This is a genomic window from Pseudohongiella nitratireducens (genome assembly GCF_001642735.1).
Taxonomy (GTDB): domain Bacteria; phylum Pseudomonadota; class Gammaproteobacteria; order Pseudomonadales; family Pseudohongiellaceae; genus Pseudohongiella; species Pseudohongiella nitratireducens.
Genome location: NZ_LWHM01000001.1, coordinates 13,538 through 36,420 on the forward strand (window position 1 = coordinate 13,538; position 22,883 = coordinate 36,420).

Below are 22,883 nucleotides of genomic sequence, written 5' to 3' on the forward strand. Positions count from 1 at the left end.
CAGGGTGTTCAAAACCGGGAATATACTTACCAAGAGGTTCAGCATGATCCGAGACCAGGAAACCCTCAATCAACTGATCGATATCGTTGATCGTTTTGTCCGTGAACGCCTGATGCCCATAGAGCAGCAGGTGGCCGAGAACCATGAAGTCCCCGAAGAGGTCATTCAGGAAATGAAAGACCTGGGCTTGTTCGGCATGACAATACCAGAGGAGTATGGCGGCCTCGGCCTGACCATGGAAGAAGAAATTCACGTCGCCATGGCGCTGGGGCGCACCTCGCCGGCATTCCGCTCCATTCTTGGAACTAATAACGGTATCGGTTCTGCCGCCGTTGTCTTTGATGGCACGGAGGAGCAAAAACAACGTTTCCTGCCCAAATATGCCAGTGGCGAGTGGGTGGGCTGTTTCTGTCTGACCGAGCCCGATGTCGGTTCTGATGCCGGGTCATTGAAAGCGACAGCGGTCAAAGATGGCGACCATTACATTATCAATGGCACCAAACGCTATATTACAAACGGCCCGGTCGCGGATACGTTCAATGTCATGGCGCGCACCAACCCTGACATCAAAGGCGCTCGTGGTATTTCTGCCTTCATTGTCGAAAAGGGCACGCCCGGCATCACACTGGGTCCGGTCGACAAGAAGATGGGGCAGGCCGGCTCGCTGACCTGCGACGTCATATTTGAGGATTGCCGGGTGCCAGCCAGCAACCTGATCGGTAAAGAAGGCGACGGTTTCATCACCGCGATGAAGGTACTGGACCGGGGGAGACTGCACATTGCCGGATTCAGTGCCGGCGTTGCCGAACGCTTAATCGACGATGCCCTGCACTATGCCATCGAGCGCAAGCAGTTTGGCAAGCCCATTGCCGAACATCAGTTAATTCAGGCCATGCTGGCCGATTCCAAAACAGAAGCCTATGCGGCCAAATGTATGGTGCTGGATGCCGCACGCAAGCGGGACAATGGTGATAACGTCAGCACTGAATCAGCCGCCTGTAAACTATTTGCGACAGAAATGGTTGGCAGGGTGGCTGATCGTGCGGTACAAATACATGGTGGGGCCGGTTATATATCAGAATATGCCGTGGAGCGATTTTACCGCGATGTCCGGTTATTCCGCCTCTATGAAGGTACGTCGCAAATCCAGCAAATTATCATTGCTCGCAATATGATTCGCGAAGCGCAATAAACGGCATTGATACCTGATGAACCGGCACTGATTTGGTGCTGGTTCAGCATGGTAAAAAAGTCGAAAAAATGCTTGTATTTCCAAAAAAAATCACTAAACTGCGTGCCTCTGTCGCTTCATGCGCCTGATTCCACTGGCGCCGCATCAGAATTCATCCTTTTTCGTCAACCACGCGTGGTGTGGAGGCTTATAGTCCAGACGGCATCTGATTTTCCAATCTGACCGAACAGCTATGAGTTCACCGCCATCTTTTTTTAGGACCGGGAATTATGAGTACAATCTCCTCCTTTAAAAAAGAGTCACTCAATCCGATCGACACTAGTGCGAATGAGAGTGAATGGCCGACTTTTACAGCAGAGGCTGATGCCGAAGCCAAAGATCACTTCATTCAGCGAAACGGGCTGGAATTTGCCGGCACTCACCTGTTGATTGATTTTTGGGGTGCCGAGCATCTGACTGATCTGGAGCTAATGGAAACCAAGTTCCGCGAATGCGTGGAAGCCTGTGGTGCCACTCTGCTTCACATCCATCTGCATCACTTTACACCGAATGGCGGTATTTCCGGCGTCGCCGTCCTGGCGGAATCGCATATTAGTGTACACACCTGGCCAGAGCGCGGTTATGCAGCATTCGACATCTTCATGTGTGGTGATGCCGCTCCCGAGAAAGCCGTGCCGATTCTGAAAAAAGCATTCCGCCCAACCCGCGTCACAGTAGGTGAGCAACTGCGTGGCCTCACGCAGCCGGAAGAAACAGAAGAATAACTGCCTGCCATGAGTGAACAACGCTGGATTGAAACGCTGTACCAGGGCTATGGTCAGTCATTTACCGTCGACAAACTGCTGTTCGAGTATAAAACCGACCATCAGCACCTGATGATCTTCGAGAACCAGCAGTTTGGCCGGGTCATGGTGCTGGACGGCGTGGTTCAGACCACCGAACGCGACGAATTCGTCTATCATGAAATGCTGACCCACGTTCCGGTCATCGCCCACGGCAATGCCAAACGGGTATTGATTATTGGCGGCGGCGATGGCGGCATCTTGCGCGAAGTCTGCCGGCACTCATCAGTGGAACACATCACCCAGGTTGAAATCGACCAGTCAGTGATCGACATGGCCAAGGAGCACTTGCCCGGTCACAGCGATGGCGCTTACGACGATCCGCGAGCCAATATCGTTATTGGTGATGGTTTCGACTTTGTGCAGCAATGTCAGGAAACGTTTGATGTGATCATTTCCGACTCCACCGACCCGATGGGGCCAGGGGAAGTTCTGTTCACCAAAGATTTCTATGCCGGTTGCCAGCGCTGTCTCAATCCCGGCGGCGTGCTGGTTACACAAAACGGTGTGGCCTTTATGCAGACCGATGAAGCAGCCAACACAGCCAAACGGCTAACGCCATTGTTCAAAGACTGGCATTTCTACAGCGCTGCCGTACCCACCTATGTCGGTGGCATTATGGCATTTGCCTGGGCCAGCGACTCCGCTCAGCTGCGCCAGCAGTCGCTGGAGGTCATTCGCCAGCGCTGGCAGGCTACAGGCATTAAAGCCCGTTTCTATACCCCAGAGCTGCACCTCGCAGCATTTTCGCTGCCTCAGTACTTACTCGAAGCGATAGGAAAAGCCTGAAACCGAGCCTTAACAACGCTTGTTAACAGGCCCCCTGCTTGTTAAATCCCCCCTGATTCCCTGTTGCCCCTGCCCGCGCCTTGACAAGGCGCCCTGTCTTTACCGAATATGACCAGCGTAGCCAGGGCACTGGATATCCAGACGAGGCAGAAAAAAGGGACTATCTTAATCGTGCAAACTTTCAAGCGGCTGCTGGTCATTGTCGACCCTGACAATGAAGCAGACTATTCCGTCGAACGCGCCATACTGCTGGCATTCTATTACAAAGCTTCAGTGCGTCTGATTATGCATAAACCCAATGCGCAGACGCAGCAGGATATGCTGGTCAGAGAAAGAACCCGACAGTTGCTGGCAGAGCAACATCAGCGCGTTGACGAATACTACCAGTCGCAGTTAGACAAGTGCCTGAATCGCTTCTCCACCCAGGGCATCGAAGCCCAAGCAAGACTTGGGCATGATAAAAACGGCGACGCCTGGATGCAGGCGCAAATTCAGGACTACCAGCCTGACCTGGTGATCAAAAGCATTCAGGACCAGAGCCGTCTGTCGAGAATTCTGATTACCAGCACTGACTGGAAACTGGTCACCAGCTGCCCTTGCCCATTACTGCTGGTGAAAGCACAACCCTGGCATGACAGTGGCTGCATCATGGCAGCTGTCGATCCAATGCATAGCAAAGCCCAGCAGAGTCAGTTGGACCACTTGCTGCTAAACACGACGGTTAACCTCGCCAACCGGGTCCAGCTTAATGCCAAAGTCTTCCATAGTTACTTACCCGACATCAGCAATATGTTCCCGAAAGTCATCAATGCCGATGAATACATCCAGGAAATTCGACAGCAGCATTTGCAATCATTACGACCATTGCTCGCAGAGCACGGGCTGCAAGAAGATGCACTGTGTTTAAAAAGAGGCAACCTGATAAGAACACTGAGCCAGGTCATTCGCCAGGAAAAAGTGAATATTCTGGTGCTTGGTGCGCTGTCTCGAAACTTTGTGGAAAAAGCCATCATAGGCAGCACCGCTGAAAAGATCCTGCACGACACCAGTTGTGATGTCCTGGTCATGAAACACATTACTGGCAGCAAGGCATGACTCACGAGTTCCGTGTCTTAACCCTGAACATTCACAAAGGCTTTTCGATGTCGTCGCGACGCCTGGTTCTGGCCCAGATCAGGGAGCAGTTACGAGCAAGCCGGGCAAACCTGGTGTTTTTGCAGGAAGTCGTCGGTGACAATGAGAGGCATCGTCGCCGACATAAGCACTGGCCAGCAGATACGCAACTGGAGTTTCTGGCTGACACAGTCTGGACACACCATGCATATGGCAAAAATGCGATCTATCAACATGGCCATCATGGCAACGCCATCCTCAGTGAACAGCCCTTCGTTGCCTGGGATAATATTAATGTCTCTGTGCATCATTTCTCTCAGCGCGGTTTTTTGCACGGTGAGCTGGCCGGAGGCATTCATCTGGTCTGCCTGCACCTGGGGTTATTGGAGAATGAACGCAAACGCCAGACAGAACAGCTTGTTCACTATCTGCAACACAATATCGACGAACAGGCACCTCTGATTATTGCTGGTGACCTGAACGACTGGCGCAAACGCTGTCACCGCCGCCTCACTGAAGGACTGGGTCTGCAGGAAGCTCACGAGGTCATTCACGGTCAATGTGCGCGGACTTACCCCTTGATCTATCCTGTGCTGCCTATGGACAGGATTTATTTACGAGGCTTTAAAGTCAGGCATTGTGAACGTTTACATGGTGCCGGATGGCGCCAGTTCAGTGACCATTGTGGTTTGATGACAGACTTGACGCTAAAACATGCTATCTGAGAACCCGCTGCCGGTTTTCATGACAACAGCACGGATTGAGCGAGGATAACGATATGTGGCAAATACAGAATACCCTGTTCGGGTTGCTACCACTGCTGGTCCTGGTATGGGGTCTGCTGACAGCCAGCCATGCTTTGTTGCACAAACAGGACTCCAAAGCAGCATTTGGCTGGATCGCCTTGTGCATTATCCTGCCTGTCGCCGGACCAATCCTGTACCTGTTATTCGGTATTAACCGGGTGCGCTCCAAGGCGCAGCGCGACTACATCACCAAGATGAACCGTGATGCCCTGGACACGCTCTCTATGCCACCGGGCAAAAACTTTGTCCCACATGCCATGATTGGCCAACGCCTGACCCGCAAAGGGCTGACTTCCTGCCATGAGATCCAGATCTACGAGAATGGCGAAGCGCTGTATCCAGCCATGCTGGAAGCTATCGAGCAGGCAGAAAAGCGTATTTTGCTCGCTTCTTATATTTTTGACAGCAAGAAAACCGGCAAAAGCATTGCTGCCGCGCTCGACAGGGCTCAACGACGCGGCGTTGAAGTCAAAGTGATCCTGGACGGTCTGGGCGAATATATGTACGTGCCCAGAATCGGACATACGTTAAAGCGCCTGGGTATTGATTTCGTGCGTTTTAATCCAATATCAATTTTGCCGCCCTCCCTGAACATTAATATGCGAAATCACCGCAAAATGATGATAGTGGATAGTAAAGTTGGGTTTACCGGCGGACAGAATATTGGCGACCATCACCTGGCCGATGCACCTGAAAATTTACACTCAGTGAGGGATGTACACTTCTCCCTGACAGGCCAGATAGTTGATGAACTGGAGTGGGCATTCTGGAAAGACTGGCACTATTGCACCGGGGATAATCAAACGCTTGCCTTTGAAGGCAATCACCAACTGGACCTGGAGAGTGAGACCTGGACGCGCTTGATTGTCGACGGCCCCAACAAGGACCTGGACAAGCTCAACCATTTGATTCTTGGTCAGATATCTGCGGCCAGCAAACGCGTCTTTATTATGACACCGTATTTTCTGCCGACACTGGATCTGATGGGCGCCCTGATTGCCGCAGAGCTTCGCGGTGTTGAGATCACCGTGTTACTGCCTCGCAACAACAATATCAAGCTCGCCGACTGGGCTTCACGCAGTATTATTCGCGAACTGCTGGAGGCGGATGTCGACATCCGCTATATCGAAGGTAAATTCGTCCATTCCAAACTGTTATTGATTGATGACCAGTACAGCTTGATTGGTACCGCCAATATTGACCCTCGCAGCCTGCGACTTAATTACGAACTTGCTGTCGAAGTGTTTTCCGCGGATTTCAATGCACGCATGGAGCGCTATTTTCTGTCTTTTTGCAAAGATGCCAAACCTTGTACGCTGTCGCAGCTGAACAGCCGCTCTTTGCCGATCAGATTGCGTGATTCTCTGGCCTGGCTGTTCAGTCCTTACCTGTAACACCGCCCTGACCACTGCCACTACCTGATGGCAAACACCTGCTACAGCGGTAGCATGAGCCTTTCTCTCTGGTCGCTTCTCATTTATACCTGTCTCGGTTACACTGAAATCACAGGTGTCTAATACCATTCGGAGGCTTTACCATGGCTTACAAAACCATTTTGGTCGCAGTAGATTTATCCAATGAGTCTGACAAGGTCATAGAGAAAGCACTTGCCCTGGCAGGGAGCGACACAGCACGCATTTGGCTGTCACACGTTGTCGAGCCTGTCGCTGCTGCGTACCCGATTGATGCCTACGCAATTAACATGACCAAGCTTCAGGAAGAAGCTATGGCAATCGCTGCCGAGCGGCTTGGCAATATTGCCAGCAAGTTCAATATTCCGGAAGACCACCAACTGGTGCTGGCAGGAGCTGCGGCGGCAGAAGTCAGAAATAAGGCTGAGGAGCTGGAATCTGACCTGATCGTGATCGGCAGTCACGGCCGCTCTGGCTGGAAACTACTGCTCGGATCAACAGCCAACAAGGTGTTGCACGGCGCAACTTGCGATATCATGACAGTACGAGTTGGTGACGAATAACCCTTCACCAGATACGAATACCGGAAACTATTAAATGACTCATCAGGCATATCGCGATCACACAGACATTCTTGCTGCGTCTCCTGGTACAGAAGATAAAAGCGGCGAAGCAGTTCGCCCCTGTCCGCAAAACCCGGCCATCAGCTGCAGTGGTTGCCGCCTGAGTGATCTGTGCCTGCCCATTTCCCTGAACAAGGGTGAGATTCGCCAGCTTGATGACATCATTGAACGTAGCCGCCCGATGCGCAAAGGGGAGCACCTCTATCGCCAGAAAGATAACTTCCGCTCCATCTTTGCGATCCGAACCGGCAGTTTCAAGTCCTACGTCCTTGGCCCTGATGGCCAAAGCCGTGTTACCGGGTTTTACATGCCAGGGGAAATCATGGGGATGGATGGTATCGCTGATCGCCACCATAGTGTCTCCACGGTTGCTCTGGAGCATGCATCAGTGTGTGAGATTCCATTTTCACAGCTGGAAAAGCTGGGGCAGCAACTGACTAACCTGCAAAGCCGTTTCATTGCCATCATGGGTAATGAGATTGTCAAAGATCAACATATCCACACCCTGCTGAGCAGCTATTCAGCAGAGCAGCGGCTATCATCGTTTCTGCTCAGCCTTTCAGCCCGCTACGCAAGATGTCAGCTGTCACCTGACCGCTTCATTCTGCATATGACCCGCAGTGACATTGGCGAATATCTGGGACTGACACTGGAAACCGTCAGCCGGATTTTCTCAGCCATGCAGAAAAAAGGCCTGATCAATGTCCGCAACCGGGAAATCGACATCCTGGACATGGCACGATTGAAGGCGATTGTGGGTGAGTCCTAGTTCAACAAATTGGCTGGGGAGTACTGATCTGTCAGCACTCGCGCCTCTGTGTCCCAGTCAGGTTCATCACTGAGCCGGGGCGGAAACTCAAGTATGTTGATACCGTAAGGTTCGAGCCGGTCATACAAATCCCTGGCCGGGGCCCGCAAATCGCCGACATGCGGCAATGTATCACCCGGCGTGGCCAGAATGATGCGGTTACCACTATCGGGTAGTTTGAAGTTATAAAATGGCCCAAATACATCGCGATAGGTGACTGACTCGTGATCGTACAAACGGCTGGATGAAAACGTATTCGCCACCAGTATGCCATCGTCGGTAAGCAATGTTTTCACTTCCTGCAAAAATTCCCGACTCAGCAGATGCTCAGGGATGTACTCTCCTGAAAACGCATCCAGCATGATGAAATCGTATTTCACACCCCGAAGCCCGGCACGCTTAATAAATACCCGCGCATCAACAACATGCACCTCATGTTTGTCGTCTTCCTGATAGTTGAACCAGTCTTTGGCAACAGTCACTACCGCTGGGTCAATTTCAACCACATCCATCTCGGCGTCCGGGTATAACTCTCTCAGCGTCATCGGGATAGTGCCGCCCCCCAGACCGGCAATGAGGATACGCTCAGGCTGCGGATTGAACAGCAAACCGGCAAAACTCATCTTGGTATAGGTAAATATCAACCGCTCGGGATCACTCAAGTCCATGCAGGTCTGATTCATATCTCCCCGAACAACATTGAAAAGCATGCAGCGCTGACCGTTGAATTCGGTCACTACGACATCCCGGTACTGGGACCTTTCTTCATGCACGACATTTCGTTGTGCACTTGCCTGCTGAGTACCAGTGGTCACAAGCAGCAAACTAATTAGCCATGTGGCGAACCTCATGAATGACCTCCACGTGCGTCAACCGCTGCTGAAGCAGGCGCTGGCGCTGTTGTATCTTTGTCTTTTCCGGAGCCAAGCTGTTCTCGAAAGGCAATGGCTACCACCGTCCCCGACAATAACTGCGCCAGAATACATACCCAGATTATCTGGTTAATCTCAAACCAGACGACAAAATAAAATGACGTTCCCAAGGTACCGAGGGCACTGCCCAATGTCGACACAAAGTAGAGTTCACCGGCTATACCACCACTGTGTGACTGCCTGGCAACCAGCATCCTGACGGAGTAAGGCGATACCATGCCCATTAGACAAATAGGCAGAAAGTACAGCAGAATGGCGGAAAGCAAAGAACCGTAGCGCGGATCCTCTATCACCAGAAAGACTTCCGTCATCAACGGATCAGCAAAGAAAATGATAGGCAGACATAAGACAGCTGAGCCAAAAAAGAACAACACGAAAGTCCTGGGACCTGGGTTATTCAGCGACAGTCTGCCGCCCCAGAGGTAACCAAAAGACAGGGAAAGCATAAACACCGTAATGATGCTGCCCCAGACATAAACGCTGCTACCAAAATACGGCGCCATAACGCGCCCGCCCAGCAGCTCAATCGACATGATGACAAAACCGTTGACGAATGCAGCCAGCAGGATGATCCAGCGTTTTGCTGCTGTTGGCGATAAGGATTGGTATTCGTTCTGCAAGGTAGCCTCCCGGCCATCTGTCGTGAAAGTGCGACAAGAGTATCACAGCGCTCCGAATATTTGCCAAATCCTGTCAACAGGGGTATTCTCATCGCCCTTCCTGTCCCGCCAGTTTTGAGTCAACGCAGCCATAACAAAAAGCGAAATACTGAGACGCCTCAACTCACTGGCACTTCTTTGATCTTGATTGCTACCGGAAATTGCATGGCAACTTCTCTTGCTCAGCCTCCTAAACGCCTTAGCCTGCTCAAGCTCGCCGGCCCGACTATCGTCGGGAACCTGCTACTGTCCCTGGTTCACCTGGCAGCCATCAAAATTGTCTCGGCACTTGGCGCAGAGGCTGTTACGGCGGTTATCGCCGCTGACCGAATCTACATGGCGGTGCAACTGGTGATCATCGCCATCACCGCGGGTACCACAACAATGGTGGCCTATGCCTGGGGAGCGCAGACGCCAGAGGAAGCTGACAGGGCGGTAAAACTCTCAGCTACGTTATGTGCCGCTGTGTCTTTGCTGCTCTGTGTTGCCATACAGTGGCTGGCCACGCCATTAGTTGCCATTTTCGGACTCAGTGGAGACACCTTGCAGGAAGCCGCTACCTATCTGAAGGTACTCATCTACTTCAATGTCTTCTTTTCCTTCCTGGCCGTCATCAGTGCTGGCTTAAGGGCCGCTGGAGATGCCATGACACCTGTGCTGATCGCAGCAGTTGGTAATGTCATCAATGTCGCATTGGCCTATGCCCTGGTCTACGGCTATATGGGTATGCCGTCACTTGGCATACTGGGTGCGGCCATCGCTACCGGCATTTCCTACATGCTGGTGGCAATCATTTTCATGCTGCTGTGGAAACGTCAGCATTTACTGCTAAAACCCCTGCCTCAGGCTTTCTGGAGTGTTGAGCGAGTCCGGCGCCTGGTCAGAATTGCAGTCCCTGCCGGCATCGAGCAAGGCATTCAGAATTTCTCGATCATTTCTTTTATGTGGGTTGTCTCCCTGTTCGGCACAGAAGCCTTTACCGCCTATGGCATCGGCGTGAACATACTCTCGGCCTCTATCGTGATTGGTGTCGGTTTCGCCATCGCGACAGCAACCATGGCCGGTCAGAACCTTGGTGCCGGTCAGCCCGAGGAAGCTGAAAAAGCTGCCTGGCGCAACTTGCGCATTGCTTTCGTCATTATGGCGGCTATCGGACTGACCATCGGGCTGAATGCCAGAACGATTGGCAGCTTCTTCATTAGCGACAGCCAGGTACTGGATTACCTGACGGCATTGACCATTATGGTCGCAATCGTTCAGCCATTAATGGCCATTGAGTTTACGCTGGGAGGGGCTTTGAGAGGTGCAGGTGATACCAAAGCGCCAGCGAAGATCTCCTTTTCAGGGTTCCTGTTTGGCCGGGTTCTGCTAACGGGTATCTTTTTTGCGTTGGGGCTGAACGTGTATTGGGTCTACGCAGCCCTGATCGCCGATTACGTAATAAAGTGCAGCCTGTATATCCGCACATTCCGGCGAGGAAAATGGAAAACAGCCATGTCTGCCCCGCCGAAACCGACCACCAATATTACAGCGACGACTGAGTGATCACTCGCTCACACATTTTGCGCAAACTGTAAGTCTTGTCGATCAATGCAGCAAAGCGGGTATCTTTGGTCAGTCCCTGAACGTAGCGATAATAAATCTGCTGCCCAATGACCGCGAGGCGAAACAGACCGAAGCAGAAATAGAAGTCGATATTGTTGACGTCGATGCCAGTCTGCTGACTGAAACGCGCTACAATTTCTTCGCGGGTCGGAGCGCCCTTTGCGTCGCTGGGCATGTTTCTGAACTGACGGAAATAGTCCGGGTCTCCTGCTTCTGCCCAGTACCCCAGTGTGCATCCCAGATCCATCAGCGGGTCACCCACCGTTGTCATTTCCCAGTCGAGCACACCAATCAGTTTCATTGGGTCATCAGGAGACCAAATGACATTATCCATTTTGTAATCATTGTGGATGATTCCCACCACACCGCTCTCGCCAGGCATTTTATTCAGCAACCACTCCATGACGGGATCAAAATCGGCAGCATCATCAGTCATGGCTGCCCGATAACGCTTGCTCCAGCCTTCAACCTGCCGGGTCACATACCCCGCAGGACGACCAAAATCTGTGAGCCCGGCTTTTACAAGATCCACTGAATGCAGCTCTCCGAGCACATCAAACAAGGTAAAGAACTGTTGCCTGACTTCTTCCGGTGAGAGGTTCATTCCATCCGGATACTGTTTGCGAATCACCAACCCCTCAATATAGGACATCAGGTAAAAGTCACACCCCATCACGTCATGATCCTGGCAAAAATGCACAGGTTGCGGCGCATAGGGGAATATCCCGTCCAGGGCGCTGAGTACTTTGTACTCGCGACCCATGTCATGAGCTGACTTTACTTTACTGCCAAACGGGGGGCGCCGCATAACCCACTTTTCATCACCACTGCTCAGCAAGTAGGTCAGATTGGAATAGCCACCGGGAAACTGTTTAATCTCAAGGTCGTCCGCCGCACTACCCAGCACAGGCTGAAGGTAGCTGCGTAATCGATCCATATCAGGCAACTCACCTTCCCTTACCTGTTGAGGTTTATCGATTAAGGCTTCTTGCTTGCTCATAAGGGAAGTCTCCTTAACGGAACGTGATCAACGAACGCAGCTGCGGGGTATCCAGATGCGCCAGGTTATTGAATGCGCCCATGGAAACACGACTACCAGAGTAAACCAGACGTGTCACCGAGCTGTTATGAATCATCCAGTTACAGGCAATGACCTGCTCATCAGGCAAGGATAGAGCGCGTTGCAATGCCACGGCAATAACACCACCCGAGGTTGAGAGAACCACACGGCTGCCGCTGGTATGCGTTTGCATGATCTCTTCGAGTGCAGACATGACGCGATAGCGATATGTCCTCCATGATTCAAACGTGGTGTCGGAGTCGTTTGCTTCCAACTTGCCTTTAATCCAGCGCTCACAGGTCTTTTCAAGCGTGCGCTGAAAGGCTTTCCTGTCATTCCTGACAGAGGCTCGTTCCTGCGCCATACCATCATTGGCAGCATGGTCTCGCCAATAGATATTCAGCAACGCATCAGCGTTATATTCGTTAAGACCCGGATGGATGTGGGTAATCTGGTCGGCTATATTGGGGAGTAAAATTTCAGCAGTTTCCTGTTGGCGCTGGAGTGTGCCGCTGTAGATAGCATCAAAGCGATCACCCAGTTTTTCCCAGTGTTTGGCAAGGCAGGTAACTTGCTGACACCCTTGTTCGCTTAATTTATCGTAATTGTCTTGCCCGAACGAGGCTTGACCGTGCCGAACCAGAATCAGTTCACTCACAAACTTACTTCCTCCCGCAATCCTTTGCTGATGTTATTGTTGCTTTCACGAAGCCCTTACTGCCAGGCCCCTTGTCCACTAGGTCTTTGTCACCAGGCCTCTGTCACTAGGCCCGTGTCATTATGCATACAGAATATGACAAAGCAAAAGGATAAAAAGAAACGGGGCCCAGGCCCCGTTATCCCCCCCTTAGCACTGTCATTACCTGCGCTGTGCAGGTATCAGGCTAATCTTGCATATCGTCGTGTATGGTAATCGGTGGTACCAAACTGGTGCTCGATAGCAGTGACACGCTTAAAATAATGTCCGACATCAAGCTCATCAGTCACAGCAATACCGCCGTGGATTTGCACGGCTTCCTGCCCCACTTTACGAATGGCACGGCCAACCTGGCTCTTCGCTGCCGAAACCGCTTTGGCTTTTTGTTCTGCAGACTCATTACTGTCCAGCTTCATCGCTGCCATGATCACAATAGAGCGTGCTAACTGACAGTCAATAAACATTTCTGCCATGCGGTGCTGCAATGCCTGGAATGTGCCAATTGGCACACCAAACTGCTTGCGCGTTTTGGCATATTCCACAGTTTTGCTCAGCAGACTGTCCATTGCCCCAACAGCTTCCGAGCAAATGGCAACGGTTGCCTGGTCTATTGTCTGTTCCAGCGCAGGTAGCGCCTTTCCTTCCTCACCCAGCAGGTTGGCGGAAGTCACTTTTACGTCCTTCAGGTGAACTTCGGCGGCCTGTTGTCCGTCTACCGTCGCATAACTTCGTAACGTCACTCCGGCAGCCTGGCTATCCACCAGGAATGCAGATATGCCGTCCCGGTCACCGGATTCACCCGATGTTCTGGCAGTCACAATTATTTGTGCAGCGTTAGGTGCATTGAGCACAACCACCTTGTCGCCATTGAGCACAAACTCTTCACCCTGCCTGACTGCTGTCGTTTTTACCGAGGCCAGGTTATAACGGCTGTCTGGTTCAGCGTAAGCTGTTGCCAACTGTGCTTTACCCTCCATGATCGTCGCAAGCAGTTCGCTCTTTTGTGCATCTGATCCCAGTGCTGAAATCAAGCCGCCAGCGAGCACCGCTGTGGCAAGGAAGGGTTCAACTACCAGTCCGCGCCCGAACTCTTCCATTACGACCATCAGGTCAACAGCAGAACCACTGAAACCGCCATCTTCTTCTCTGAATGGCACAGTCAACCAACCCAGTTCTGCAAACAGCTCCCAGTTAGCTTTGTCATAGCCACCTTCTTTCTCTAAAACCTTGCAACGGGTTTCAAAGTCGTACTGGCTGGCCACAAATTTCTGGACACTGTCCTGCAGCATCTGCTGCTCTTCACTGTAAGAAAAATCCACTTTCTTGTCCTCGCAATCTGTTCAATTCAACCGACCAGCCCTTAAAGGCCCAGCACCGCTTTACTGATAATATTTTTCTGAACCTCATTGGAACCACCGTAAATCGACTTTTTTCGGTGATTGAAATATTTATCCGCGCTTGCTGCCAATGAACCCGTGCCGACATGTTCACCCGAGAAACCCTCTGTGAACTGATCTTTAACATGAGGCATGCTGTGGTATGCCGCGACTTCCATATACAGCTCATCGATGAACTGGGAAGCCTCGGTACCAACAACTTTCAGGATAGATGATTCAGGGCCAGGTGCTTTACCCACACTCACTGCCGCCAGGGTTCGCAGTTCGGCAAATTCCAACGCCGTAATCTGAATTTCCACTTCGGCCAGCTTGCCGGCAAAGACAGGATCATCCAGCAAGTTTCCACCGAAGCCATCAGCTGTTTCGCTGGCTATTTTACGTAAACGACGCAGACGCAGTTTGGAGTTAGGCACCTGCGCAATATTGGTCCGTTCATGAGTCAACAATACCTTGGCGTATGTCCAGCCTTTGTTCTCTTCACCAATCAGGTTCTCTGCCGGTACGCGCACATCATCAAAATGCACCTCGTTCACTTCCGGCTCACCATCAAGCAGGACAATCGGAGAGACAGTGATTCCCGGGGTTTTCATATCAATCAACAGGAAACTGATGCCTTCCTGTTTTTTCACGGTGGAGTCTGTTCGCACCAGGCAGAATATCCAGTCGGCATGTTGTCCCAGAGTCGTCCAGGTTTTTGTGCCGTTGACTACATAATGATCACCATCCCGAACAGCCGTGGTTTTCAGTGACGCCAGATCAGAACCGGCATTGGGTTCCGAGTAGCCCTGACACCACCAGACATTACTGGCCAGGATATCAGGCAAAAAACGCTGTTTTTGCTCTTCACTGCCAAAGGAGTAAATGACCGGAGCAACCATTTTCATGCCAAACGCAACTGGCTCCATGGCTCCGTACAGGCCCATTTCCATGGCAAAAATATACTTCTGAGTCGGCGTCCAGCCAGTACCACCATATTCAACCGGCCAGTTGGGCGCAGCCCAGCCTTTGTTGTTCAGAATTTTCTGCCAGCGGACGTAGTCATCCTTTTCCAGCGCAATGCCATTGTCGACCTTGTGCTTGATATCAGATGGAAATTCAGATTCGAGAAAGGCTTTTACGTCCTTCTGAAAGGTGAGTTCTTCGGCGGTAAAATCGGCGTTCACTTTTGTTCTCCTGCTAGGACCTGCTAACACTATGCGGGTCATCGCTATTCGGCTCTGATTTCAGGGACTTTATCACTTTTATTTTACCTTGAGAATCATTTTCGAGCAGTTGTTCTATAAAATTCAAACCTGCGCTCTATCCTGCCGGGAACGAATAGTCAGCTTGCCCCTGTCAGCCCGATACCTGATAATGCCTGCCACCTCATGGCCTGAGATACATGGACTTTTATCGCGATGGACTGGTTGCAAATAGTTGTTCTCTCCCTGATTCAGGGGCTGACTGAGTTCCTTCCCATCTCCAGCTCAGCCCACCTGATCCTTGTGCCCGCCCTGACTGACTGGGATGATCAGGGGCTCGCCTTTGATGTGGCATTGCACTTCGGGAGTCTGTTGGCAGTTATCTGGTACTTTCGCTCCGCACTGTCAGCGATGGTGGTGAGCTGGCTGAATTCGATTCGTTTCCGGAAACTGGATGACGATGCTCGCCTGGCCTGGGGCGTTGGTTTGGCTACCATTCCGGTTGGTCTGGCAGGGCTTCTGCTGAACGACTGGATATCCACCACAATGCGCTCGCCACTTTACCTCGCCGCGGGCCTGATCGTGTTTGGAGTTGTGCTGGCCTGGGCTGACTGGCGCCCACACGGTCAACGTAGTGAGTACCAACTGAACTGGCGGGATGTCGCTTTAATTGGCCTGGCACAGGCACTGGCATTATTTCCCGGCACGTCACGCTCCGGAATCACTATCACTGCGGCTCTATTGCTGGGTTTCAACCGTGAAGCTGCCGCTCGTTTTTCGTTCCTGCTTTCCATCCCGGTTATTGTTCTGGCTACCGGGCTGGAGTCGGTCGAGTTGCTGGGCAGCGGGAATGCTTTCGATTGGCAGGCCATGCTGGCGGGGACGGTTTTATCGGGAATCACCGCCTATGTCTGTATTTACTTTTTCCTGGCCTTTATCCAGCGCATCGGCATGCAACCTTTTGTTGCCTACCGGCTGATACTTGGGATCATTCTCCTGCTGATTTACTTGTAACGACCCACCAGTTTACTCGTCACGGCCCACCGGTCGGGCCAATCAGTAAAAGCGCATACCCCGCACCGGCCGCATGCCGGAAATCATGGTTAGCAGGAAAAACAGTAACATGGTGGGCAAGGCGGTAAGCAACAGCATATTGGTCTGCTGACTACTCACATTAAACAGACAAACCACCAGGTAGGCCAGCAGGCTCAGGATGCGTAACAGAAAATAAAATGTCCAAAGCTGGTGGCGCCCTGGCGTCATATCTTTCACCCGGCCTTTCCAGAACCAGGTAAACACCATACCAAGCAGCAATAAATCCGTTGGCCAGAACAACAGCAAATTGATATTTCCATGCAGGTCAGCATGACCTGACAACCACCAGCCCAACGCCATGATCATACCCAGACCACCACTTACCAGAACCACGCATAACGCAAGCAATCCCAGCAACCGATAACTGAAACCCGAGACAGCAAATGAGAAACCAGGCTGACTGCCAAACGCAGCTATAGGTGATTGACGCACCAATGCCGTCAACAACACAAGCGGCACCAGAAAGCCAGCCAGCACCCAGTATGGATTGACTTTATCCGCAGGTGGCGCGAACTCCATCAGCGTCTCCGGGTCTGCCAGCAGCCCTTTGCGTTGCAGCTCGCTGCGCAGGTTTGCTGGTAGAAACAGCGACTCCCAGCGCGTCATACGCTGGTCAATACGCTCGCTCATCATGACATCCAGGCCAAATGCTATCACTGGCCTGGAGCGATAATGTTCAAATACCTCATCTCGGAAGGTTTCCGGCATGAGTGAACCACTATTTTCACTGAGCTCTCCCTGAAGCGCCTCATCCAGGTAGTCACGTAACCGGGTTGTGCAGTTATCAAAGAAGTAATCGTAATCGTAATCGATATTTTCTGCGCCCAGGTTCCAGGCCAGCCGGGTATAAAGTCGAGCCTTCTGCTGACTGTTTAACACCAGCCGGTCTTGCCAGACGGTGCGCTGCTCTCGTCGATAGCGGTTGAACTCCCAGGCTGGCGGCACCACGCCAAGCTGATACACCATTTGACCACGAACAAAGTTTCTGGCGAAACGGATATTGCCGCCACTGGTATCAAACACACCCCAGTTAAATATCAGGTCAGTATCAGAAGATGAGTCCACCACGCGCAGAGCCGTATGGCCAAAATTATCCCAGACATGATTACCGGTATCGACGGTGATGAGGTAAAACTCAACCCCTTCCATATTGGCAGGCATTTCCACCTCGGGTGCATCCGGCAATGCATCTGACAGGGCAGGCTGCGCCAGTAACAGTGGTGCCGTCAATAAAAGTAATACAATACAGAGCAATAGCCTGAGAACCAGGCTGGTCAAGGCCTTACGTTTCGGTATGGCCATTCTTGTCGCGTCACCTGAATGAGTAACGGATTGAGTCAATGAGGAGTTCAAGGATGCCAGGTCTATTCTGTTGTTGCTGAAAGCGTTGCAGGCCCGAACGGCGACGACGCTATAAAAGAGCATCATAACAGAGTGATACATTCGTTCAAGCGCAAGGAGTGAACGAACACTCGCAATCTGTCTTGCTCAGAAGATTTTGACTGCCTATGATAAACAATAAACTGATAAACCAAAGTCCAGGCACGGGCACAACGACTGACAAGGCAGGTCCGGGCAAACACAAAATCACAAACATGGGGATGAAGCATGAATGGTGCACAGGCGTTAATCGAATCACTGGCCGATTGTGGCGTGGAGCTGTGTTTGGCCAATCCGGGAACGTCAGAAATGCACCTGGTCCAGGCCCTGGACCAGGTCCCCCGGATGCGCAGCGTACTCGCCCTGTTTGAAGGAGTCTGCACCGGTGCCGCTGATGGCTACGCGCGCATGTCAGGCAAACCAGCAGCCACATTGCTACACCTGGGGCCGGGCCTGGCCAACGGTATCGCCAACCTGCACAATGCCCGCAAAGCGGGCTCACCCATTATCAACCTGGTCGGCAATCATCCTCATTATCATATGGGGTACGACGCTCCCCTGACGTCTGACGTTGATACATTGGCACGAAATTTTTCCTGCTGGATCAAATCCAGCAGTACCGCACAAAGCCTGGCCGGTGACGGTGTCAATGCCTGGACAGCCAGCATGCGCGCCAATCCCGATTCGCAAGGGCAAATATCTACTCTGATCCTGGGCGCTGACGCGGCCTGGGGTGAGAGCAAAGGCAAAGTCAGCCCTCCAGCCATACCCAAACGTGCCACTGTAGACGAAGCCGCTATTCGCGACGTTGCAAATGTACTGGCTCTGGGTGAACCCACATTATTCCTGATGGAACAACAGGCCCTGTCAGCGGATGCCCTGGAGTTTGCCGGCAAGCTTGCTGCACAGCATGGCTGCCGGATTATGAGTGGAACCTTCCCTGGCCGTGTCGATGGCGGCGCAGGTCGCGTCAAGCTGGAAAGGCTGCCCTATTTCCCGGAACAGGTTGAAGCTTCTTTAGCCGGTATCAAACACCTCGTTCTGGTCGGCGCCAAACCACCCGCAAGTTTCTTTGCTTACCAGGGCTCATCGAGTTTGCTGGTGCCGGACGGGTGTCAGGTTCATACGCTCGCCCGTGTCGAAGAGGACGCTGTCGATGCACTGGCGCGACTCAGTGACCTGAGCGGCGCTGATAACGCAACAATCTCCCGATTTGAATTGGGCGACATGAGCCTGCCAACCGGTCCGTTAAAATCACGTCACATGCTGCAGGTGATTGCCGCTTCACTACCGGAAAATGTGATCGTTGCCACTGATTCCGGCGCGGGGAATGCGGCCCACCCGGTTTGTCAGTCCGCCGCACCGCACAGTTGGTTAAGTCTGACCGGCGGATCTATCGGCCAAGGCGGCCCGGTATCCACCGGTGCTGCACTCGCCTGTCCGGACCGGCCCGTATTGGCCTTGTTGGGAGATGGTGGCGCAGCGTATACCATTCAGAGCTTGTGGACTCAGGCACGTGAACAGCTCAACGTAACGACAGTAATTTTCGCCAACCGCAAGTACAATATTCTCAATGTGGAATATGCACGCTTAGGCGTAACAGAAGTCGGCCCGATCGCGGAAAGCCTGTTTGATATTGGCAACCCGAATATAGATTGGGCCAGCCTGGCCCGCGGCTTTGGAGTCGAAGCTATCACCGTGGACAGCTGCGAGTCCCTGGCGGATGCCTTGCAGCAATCCTGGAAGACCCCGGGCCCGGTGTTGATTGAGGTACTGTGTTAGCAGGACACAGGTGGTGAATTTCACCAAACAATCGCCAAAGCCGTTATCCTTTTCTCATCAGAGGCCTTATCAAAAAAATAAGCTACTGAAAAACAACAATAATTTTTATGGCATGGTTTTCGCTTTAACATAAGTAGTTAAGCAGCGTTGTTTCATTATTATTGATATGCAAGGAAACCTGTATATGGACCTGATCAAAAACCTTTGTACCATTGTTGTTTTCATTGTGCTGGCTTGCCTGGCATTACCACTGCTGGGTTTAGGGTTCGGACTAATTGTGATGTTGGCAGCCGCTCTGATCTGGTTGCTGCCAATATTGATTATTCTGAATTCAGATAAAACCACCGGCGGTGAGAAGCTGGTCTGGATTCTGGCCATTATTTTTCTATCCTGGTTCGCCTGGATCTTCTACTTTCTGCTGGCCCCGATCAAACCAAAGCGTGACTACTGGTATCAGTAAGTTAAATGTAAATGCCAGGGAGGTATATGAAGACAGTAACCGCCAAACCGGACTCATGGCTGCATCAGCAAAACGAAGCAGTGGTAGAACCCGAACGGCGAATTATTGATCCTCACCATCACCTGTGGCGCAAACGCTTTGGCCAGGATTACCTGCTCCCCGAGCTGTGGCGGGACACTGATAGCGGTCACTGCATTGAGCAGACTGTGTTCATTGAATGCCATGCTTTTTATGACAAAGGGGCCACACCGGAGCGCCGCTCTTTGGGTGAAACCACCGTCATAGCCGACCTTGTTCGCTCAAGCCATGACTCGGGAAACACTCCGGTTGGCGGCATGGTCATCAATGTTGACCTGCGCCTGGGTAACGATCGGGAGCAATTGCTGGACCTGATACATGCGCACCAGGAGATTGCCGGGCAATGGATAAAAGGCGTTCGCTTCGCCAGCGCCCATGATCCCACCCCTGACAACCTGGTCATACAGTTACAGGCGGATCCGGATCTTTACCACCAGCCAGGTTTTCAAAAAGGTGTGCGCTTGCTGGGAGAGTTAGGACTTACTTACGATACCTGGCACTACCACCACCAGATGGCTGATTTTATCAGTCTGGCTCGAGCTGTACCGGATACCATACTGGTGCTTGATCACTTTGGTACGCCTCTGGGGATCGGCGCCTACCGCTCGCAACGCCAGCAAATATTCCACCGTTGGCAACAGGACATCGCCAAGCTTGCCGAGTATGACAATGTCTACCTGAAACTGGGTGGCCTGGCGATGCCTGATAACGGCTTTGACTGGCATCATCAGGATGCTCCTGCTGATGCATCGCAACTGATTCGCGAACAAGGTAAATATTACCTGCATGCCATCGAATGCTTTGGCCCGCAACGCTGCATGTTTGAAAGCAACTTTCCGGTAGACCGTCTTTCGATCAGCTACCGATCGCTTTGGAATGGCTATAAAAGACTGGTCGCTGATTTTTCCAATGCCGACAAAGACGCCCTGTTTTATGGAACTGCTGCTAATGTTTACCGGCTGAGTGCAATTGACTGAAGCCTGGGCAAGGAATCAGTCTTTACGTGTCACCCGCTTTAATACCGCACTACTGGTCAAAATCACCTCTTCGCCAACCAGAAGCTCAGCTCGGACAAACACCAGTGACCGGGTTTTGCGGATGATTCGACCCACTCCCGTTACCAGATCCCCGGCCCTGGCTGGTGCCAGAAACTCATTATTGCAACTCACTGTCACTACCGCTTCGCGTCCACCACCGATGGCCGTGACGCATAGCGTGTAATCAGCAAACATCATAGATATACCACCGTGCACTGTCAGGTGGGAGTTGCAGTGTTCAGGTCGCACACGAAAGGCAGTTTGTATTTCATGTGCATTTTCAACCCGAAAGAAAAAGGGGCCGACGAAATTTTCCGCTTCATCCCCAGGCCAGTGTTGAAATGTCTTCGCTATACCGTAATCCACAGGATCTGGCATCAAGACTACTCCTGTATTTTTGTTCTCAGTCCTCATCCTCGTCATCGCCTGCGGCAATATCCACTACCGCGCCACCAACCTTGAACGGGACTTTGGCCACCTCAATTGTCGTATCCACGGCAGTGCCAACAATGGTACCCAGGCAACCGGGTAGTAACCCCATAAGCAACAGCAATGTCAGCAGTCGCCATTGAGTTGGTCGTTGGGTGTGATGTTTGACATGACCAGACTGGGATTGCGGGTTAAACATGGGACGCTCTCGTTATTTGAAAAGGTTGCACATACTGGCTGATTGCAGGGCCAGCGTCTACCAGCGTTGCCAGATCATCAGCCAGCCACTGACTGTCTTCCAGCGACTTTTGCCAATACTTTACACGATCATCGTCACTCATACGGCGAAAATCGTTCCGATCCGGAATTTTCCCATAAGGCAGACGACTGACAAAATCGCGGTTCGGCGCCAGCAAAATCACATTATCAAACCAGCCTGGATTCGCATGCCGCCAGGGCGTAAAGCGATCAAACCAGCCGGGCGTCACCCGGGAATAAAAATGCGGATACAGAACCAACCCTTGCTGCGTATGATAGGGAAGGTTCAAGTGATAATCGGTCATGCCGCCATCTCTGAGCACCTGCCCCAGCAACTCACCCTCACCCTGCACTCCTTCCATGACACCAGGAATTGAACCGCTGGCCATCAGGGCCGAGGTCAATGTTTCGGGCTGCAATGTCTGATAACGGGTAGGCAGATCCGTGAGTGCCAGCGCCGACTTTTTATCTGCAGCACTATGGAAAACAACACGCTCAAAGAACCAGCGCAGGTTTCGTCTAGAGGCCAGATTGCCCAGTGCCGCCGCGACCAGCATACTGTTACGGGGTAACTTCTTCTCTGAACGCAACCAGCCTCGCATTCTGTCTGCAATGATATAAAGCCGGCGCTGGCTGTGACGGGTCATGCTCGAGGCAATACCGGATAAGTGCGACTGCGATGACGCTGATGCACCGGGCTCACCGTTAAGCATATACGCAAGCATTTTTCGTGCCTCTGTACTGATCTCTCTCGCCCTTGGCTGAGCAGAATAAACCTGGGTACTGTATCGTTCTGCCAGCCTCTGCAAGGCCTGCAAAGGCTCAGGGTGAGCATAACAGGCCATTCGCCAGGCACCTGCTGAACTGCCCAGCAATCGCAATGGCTCCTGCTTATGTCGAAAAAAATCGCCGGCCAGGTATTGGTCCAGACCATATAAGACAAACCACTTCGGTCCACCCGAGGCACCCACCAGCCAGCTCACATCACGAGCGTTCAGGCCGCGCTCTGCCAGAATAGAGCGGGCAGCCGGGCCTGCCATAATGTTCAGGTGCCTCAAAGGGACCAGCGGTTGCGTCATTTAAACGTCCTCGAAATGCGGCTGATCGCATTCATATGTCGATGAGCTGTCTTGTGAATACGGTTCTCTTCATAATGCCAACAGACACTATCAATACCAGTGATATTGAGCACCGAACACCTTGTCACAATTTATCACAGCTTACCTGCGCCTCAACATAGTTCTGATA

Annotated in this window: 23 protein-coding genes; 13 read left to right on the top strand and 10 right to left on the bottom strand. The window is 52.0% G+C overall.

From position 1 onward, the window contains the following. Positions 1–43: 43 nt before the first annotated feature. The 8 genes from PSCS_RS00065 (at position 44) to fnr (ending at position 7,546) form a co-directional block, all read left to right on the top strand. Entirely contained in the window at positions 44–1,192 is a 1,149-nt protein-coding gene (locus tag PSCS_RS00065) for an acyl-CoA dehydrogenase family protein (RefSeq protein ID WP_068809989.1), read from the top strand. A 269-nt stretch (positions 1,193–1,461) separates the two neighbouring features. Next, the gene (gene speD / locus PSCS_RS00070) at positions 1,462–1,956 is read left to right on the top strand and encodes an adenosylmethionine decarboxylase (protein ID WP_068809760.1); all 495 of its coding nucleotides are present in this window, start codon (positions 1,462–1,464) and stop codon (positions 1,954–1,956) included. A gap of 9 nt (positions 1,957–1,965) precedes the next feature. Then, on the top strand, positions 1,966–2,823 hold the full coding sequence (speE, locus tag PSCS_RS00075) for a polyamine aminopropyltransferase (protein WP_068809761.1): 858 nt from the start codon (positions 1,966–1,968) through the stop codon (positions 2,821–2,823). Positions 2,824–2,994: 171 nt separating this feature from the next. Continuing rightward, positions 2,995–3,918, top strand: coding sequence for a universal stress protein (locus tag PSCS_RS00080; RefSeq protein WP_158662883.1), 924 nt, complete (start codon positions 2,995–2,997; stop codon positions 3,916–3,918). Continuing rightward, on the top strand, positions 3,915–4,661 hold the full coding sequence (locus PSCS_RS00085) for an endonuclease/exonuclease/phosphatase family protein (RefSeq protein WP_068809763.1): 747 nt from the start codon (positions 3,915–3,917) through the stop codon (positions 4,659–4,661). Before PSCS_RS00080 ends, PSCS_RS00085 begins: the two co-directional genes overlap by 4 nt. Before the next feature lie 53 nt (positions 4,662–4,714). Further along, positions 4,715–6,136, top strand: a complete 1,422-nt coding sequence (locus tag PSCS_RS00090) for a phospholipase D-like domain-containing protein (protein ID WP_068809764.1) — start codon at positions 4,715–4,717, stop codon at positions 6,134–6,136. Positions 6,137–6,279: 143 nt separating this feature from the next. Continuing rightward, positions 6,280–6,717, top strand: coding sequence for a universal stress protein (locus PSCS_RS00095; RefSeq protein WP_068809765.1), 438 nt, complete (start codon positions 6,280–6,282; stop codon positions 6,715–6,717). Between the two features lie 34 nt (positions 6,718–6,751). Further along, the gene (gene fnr / locus PSCS_RS00100) at positions 6,752–7,546 is read left to right on the top strand and encodes a fumarate/nitrate reduction transcriptional regulator Fnr (RefSeq protein ID WP_082866712.1); all 795 of its coding nucleotides are present in this window, start codon (positions 6,752–6,754) and stop codon (positions 7,544–7,546) included. Here the strand turns inward: fnr and PSCS_RS16190 are convergent. Further along, a complete protein-coding gene (locus PSCS_RS16190) occupies positions 7,543–8,436 on the bottom strand; it encodes a spermidine synthase (protein WP_068809766.1) in 894 nt (297 codons plus the stop codon). The two genes, fnr and PSCS_RS16190, sit on opposite strands and share 4 nt — an antisense overlap. Next, entirely contained in the window at positions 8,433–9,137 is a 705-nt protein-coding gene (locus tag PSCS_RS16195) for a fused MFS/spermidine synthase (RefSeq protein ID WP_068809767.1), read from the bottom strand. Before PSCS_RS16195 ends, PSCS_RS16190 begins: the two co-directional genes overlap by 4 nt. Before the next feature lie 204 nt (positions 9,138–9,341). Here PSCS_RS16195 and PSCS_RS00115 point away from each other — a divergent pair, with 204 nt between their 5' ends. Continuing rightward, positions 9,342–10,721 (top strand): MATE family efflux transporter, encoded by a 1,380-nt coding sequence (locus PSCS_RS00115; protein ID WP_068809768.1) that lies wholly within the window; start codon positions 9,342–9,344, stop codon positions 10,719–10,721. Here PSCS_RS00115 and PSCS_RS00120 read toward each other — a convergent pair. The 4 genes from PSCS_RS00120 to PSCS_RS00135 form a co-directional block, all read right to left on the bottom strand. Further along, on the bottom strand, positions 10,702–11,781 hold the full coding sequence (locus tag PSCS_RS00120; RefSeq protein WP_068809769.1) for a phosphotransferase family protein: 1,080 nt from the start codon (positions 11,779–11,781) through the stop codon (positions 10,702–10,704). The genes PSCS_RS00115 and PSCS_RS00120 overlap by 20 nt on opposite strands. A gap of 13 nt (positions 11,782–11,794) precedes the next feature. Then, positions 11,795–12,499, bottom strand: coding sequence for a histidine phosphatase family protein (locus PSCS_RS00125; protein ID WP_068809770.1), 705 nt, complete (start codon positions 12,497–12,499; stop codon positions 11,795–11,797). Between the two features lie 221 nt (positions 12,500–12,720). Next, positions 12,721–13,857: an acyl-CoA dehydrogenase family protein gene (locus PSCS_RS00130; protein ID WP_068809771.1), complete on the bottom strand. Its 1,137-nt coding sequence runs from the start codon at positions 13,855–13,857 to the stop codon at positions 12,721–12,723. Between the two features lie 41 nt (positions 13,858–13,898). Further along, on the bottom strand, positions 13,899–15,098 hold the full coding sequence (locus PSCS_RS00135; RefSeq protein WP_068809772.1) for an acyl-CoA dehydrogenase family protein: 1,200 nt from the start codon (positions 15,096–15,098) through the stop codon (positions 13,899–13,901). Positions 15,099–15,332: 234 nt separating this feature from the next. Between PSCS_RS00135 and PSCS_RS00140 the strand changes: the two genes are divergently transcribed. Beyond that, positions 15,333–16,130, top strand: coding sequence for an undecaprenyl-diphosphate phosphatase (locus tag PSCS_RS00140; protein WP_068809773.1), 798 nt, complete (start codon positions 15,333–15,335; stop codon positions 16,128–16,130). Positions 16,131–16,172: 42 nt separating this feature from the next. Here PSCS_RS00140 and PSCS_RS00145 read toward each other — a convergent pair whose 3' ends face one another. After that, positions 16,173–17,513 (bottom strand): lipoprotein N-acyltransferase Lnb domain-containing protein, encoded by a 1,341-nt coding sequence (locus PSCS_RS00145; RefSeq protein WP_068809774.1) that lies wholly within the window; start codon positions 17,511–17,513, stop codon positions 16,173–16,175. 306 nt (positions 17,514–17,819) lie between these two features. On the opposite strand from PSCS_RS00145, the gene PSCS_RS00150 reads away from it, so the two are divergent. The 3 genes from PSCS_RS00150 to PSCS_RS00160 all read left to right on the top strand — a co-directional run bounded on the left by PSCS_RS00150 (position 17,820) and on the right by PSCS_RS00160 (position 20,888). Then, entirely contained in the window at positions 17,820–19,373 is a 1,554-nt protein-coding gene (locus PSCS_RS00150) for an acetolactate synthase large subunit (protein ID WP_068809775.1), read from the top strand. A 184-nt stretch (positions 19,374–19,557) separates the two neighbouring features. Further along, entirely contained in the window at positions 19,558–19,833 is a 276-nt protein-coding gene (locus PSCS_RS00155) for a PLDc N-terminal domain-containing protein (protein ID WP_068809776.1), read from the top strand. Positions 19,834–19,859: 26 nt separating this feature from the next. Continuing rightward, a complete protein-coding gene (locus PSCS_RS00160; protein WP_068809777.1) occupies positions 19,860–20,888 on the top strand; it encodes an amidohydrolase family protein in 1,029 nt (342 codons plus the stop codon). 15 nt (positions 20,889–20,903) lie between these two features. Here PSCS_RS00160 and PSCS_RS00165 read toward each other — a convergent pair whose 3' ends face one another. The 3 genes from PSCS_RS00165 to PSCS_RS00175 are packed head-to-tail and all read right to left on the bottom strand — an operon-like array spanning position 20,904 to position 22,714. Next, the gene (locus PSCS_RS00165; protein ID WP_068809778.1) at positions 20,904–21,326 is read right to left on the bottom strand and encodes a PaaI family thioesterase; all 423 of its coding nucleotides are present in this window, start codon (positions 21,324–21,326) and stop codon (positions 20,904–20,906) included. Positions 21,327–21,351: 25 nt separating this feature from the next. Next, positions 21,352–21,576 carry an NF038104 family lipoprotein gene (locus tag PSCS_RS00170; RefSeq protein ID WP_068809779.1) on the bottom strand — a complete coding sequence of 75 codons (225 nt, stop codon included), beginning with the start codon at positions 21,574–21,576 and terminating at the stop codon, positions 21,352–21,354. Continuing rightward, positions 21,569–22,714, bottom strand: coding sequence for a patatin-like phospholipase family protein (locus PSCS_RS00175; protein WP_068809780.1), 1,146 nt, complete (start codon positions 22,712–22,714; stop codon positions 21,569–21,571). Before PSCS_RS00175 ends, PSCS_RS00170 begins: the two co-directional genes overlap by 8 nt. Positions 22,715–22,883 lie beyond the last annotated feature (169 nt).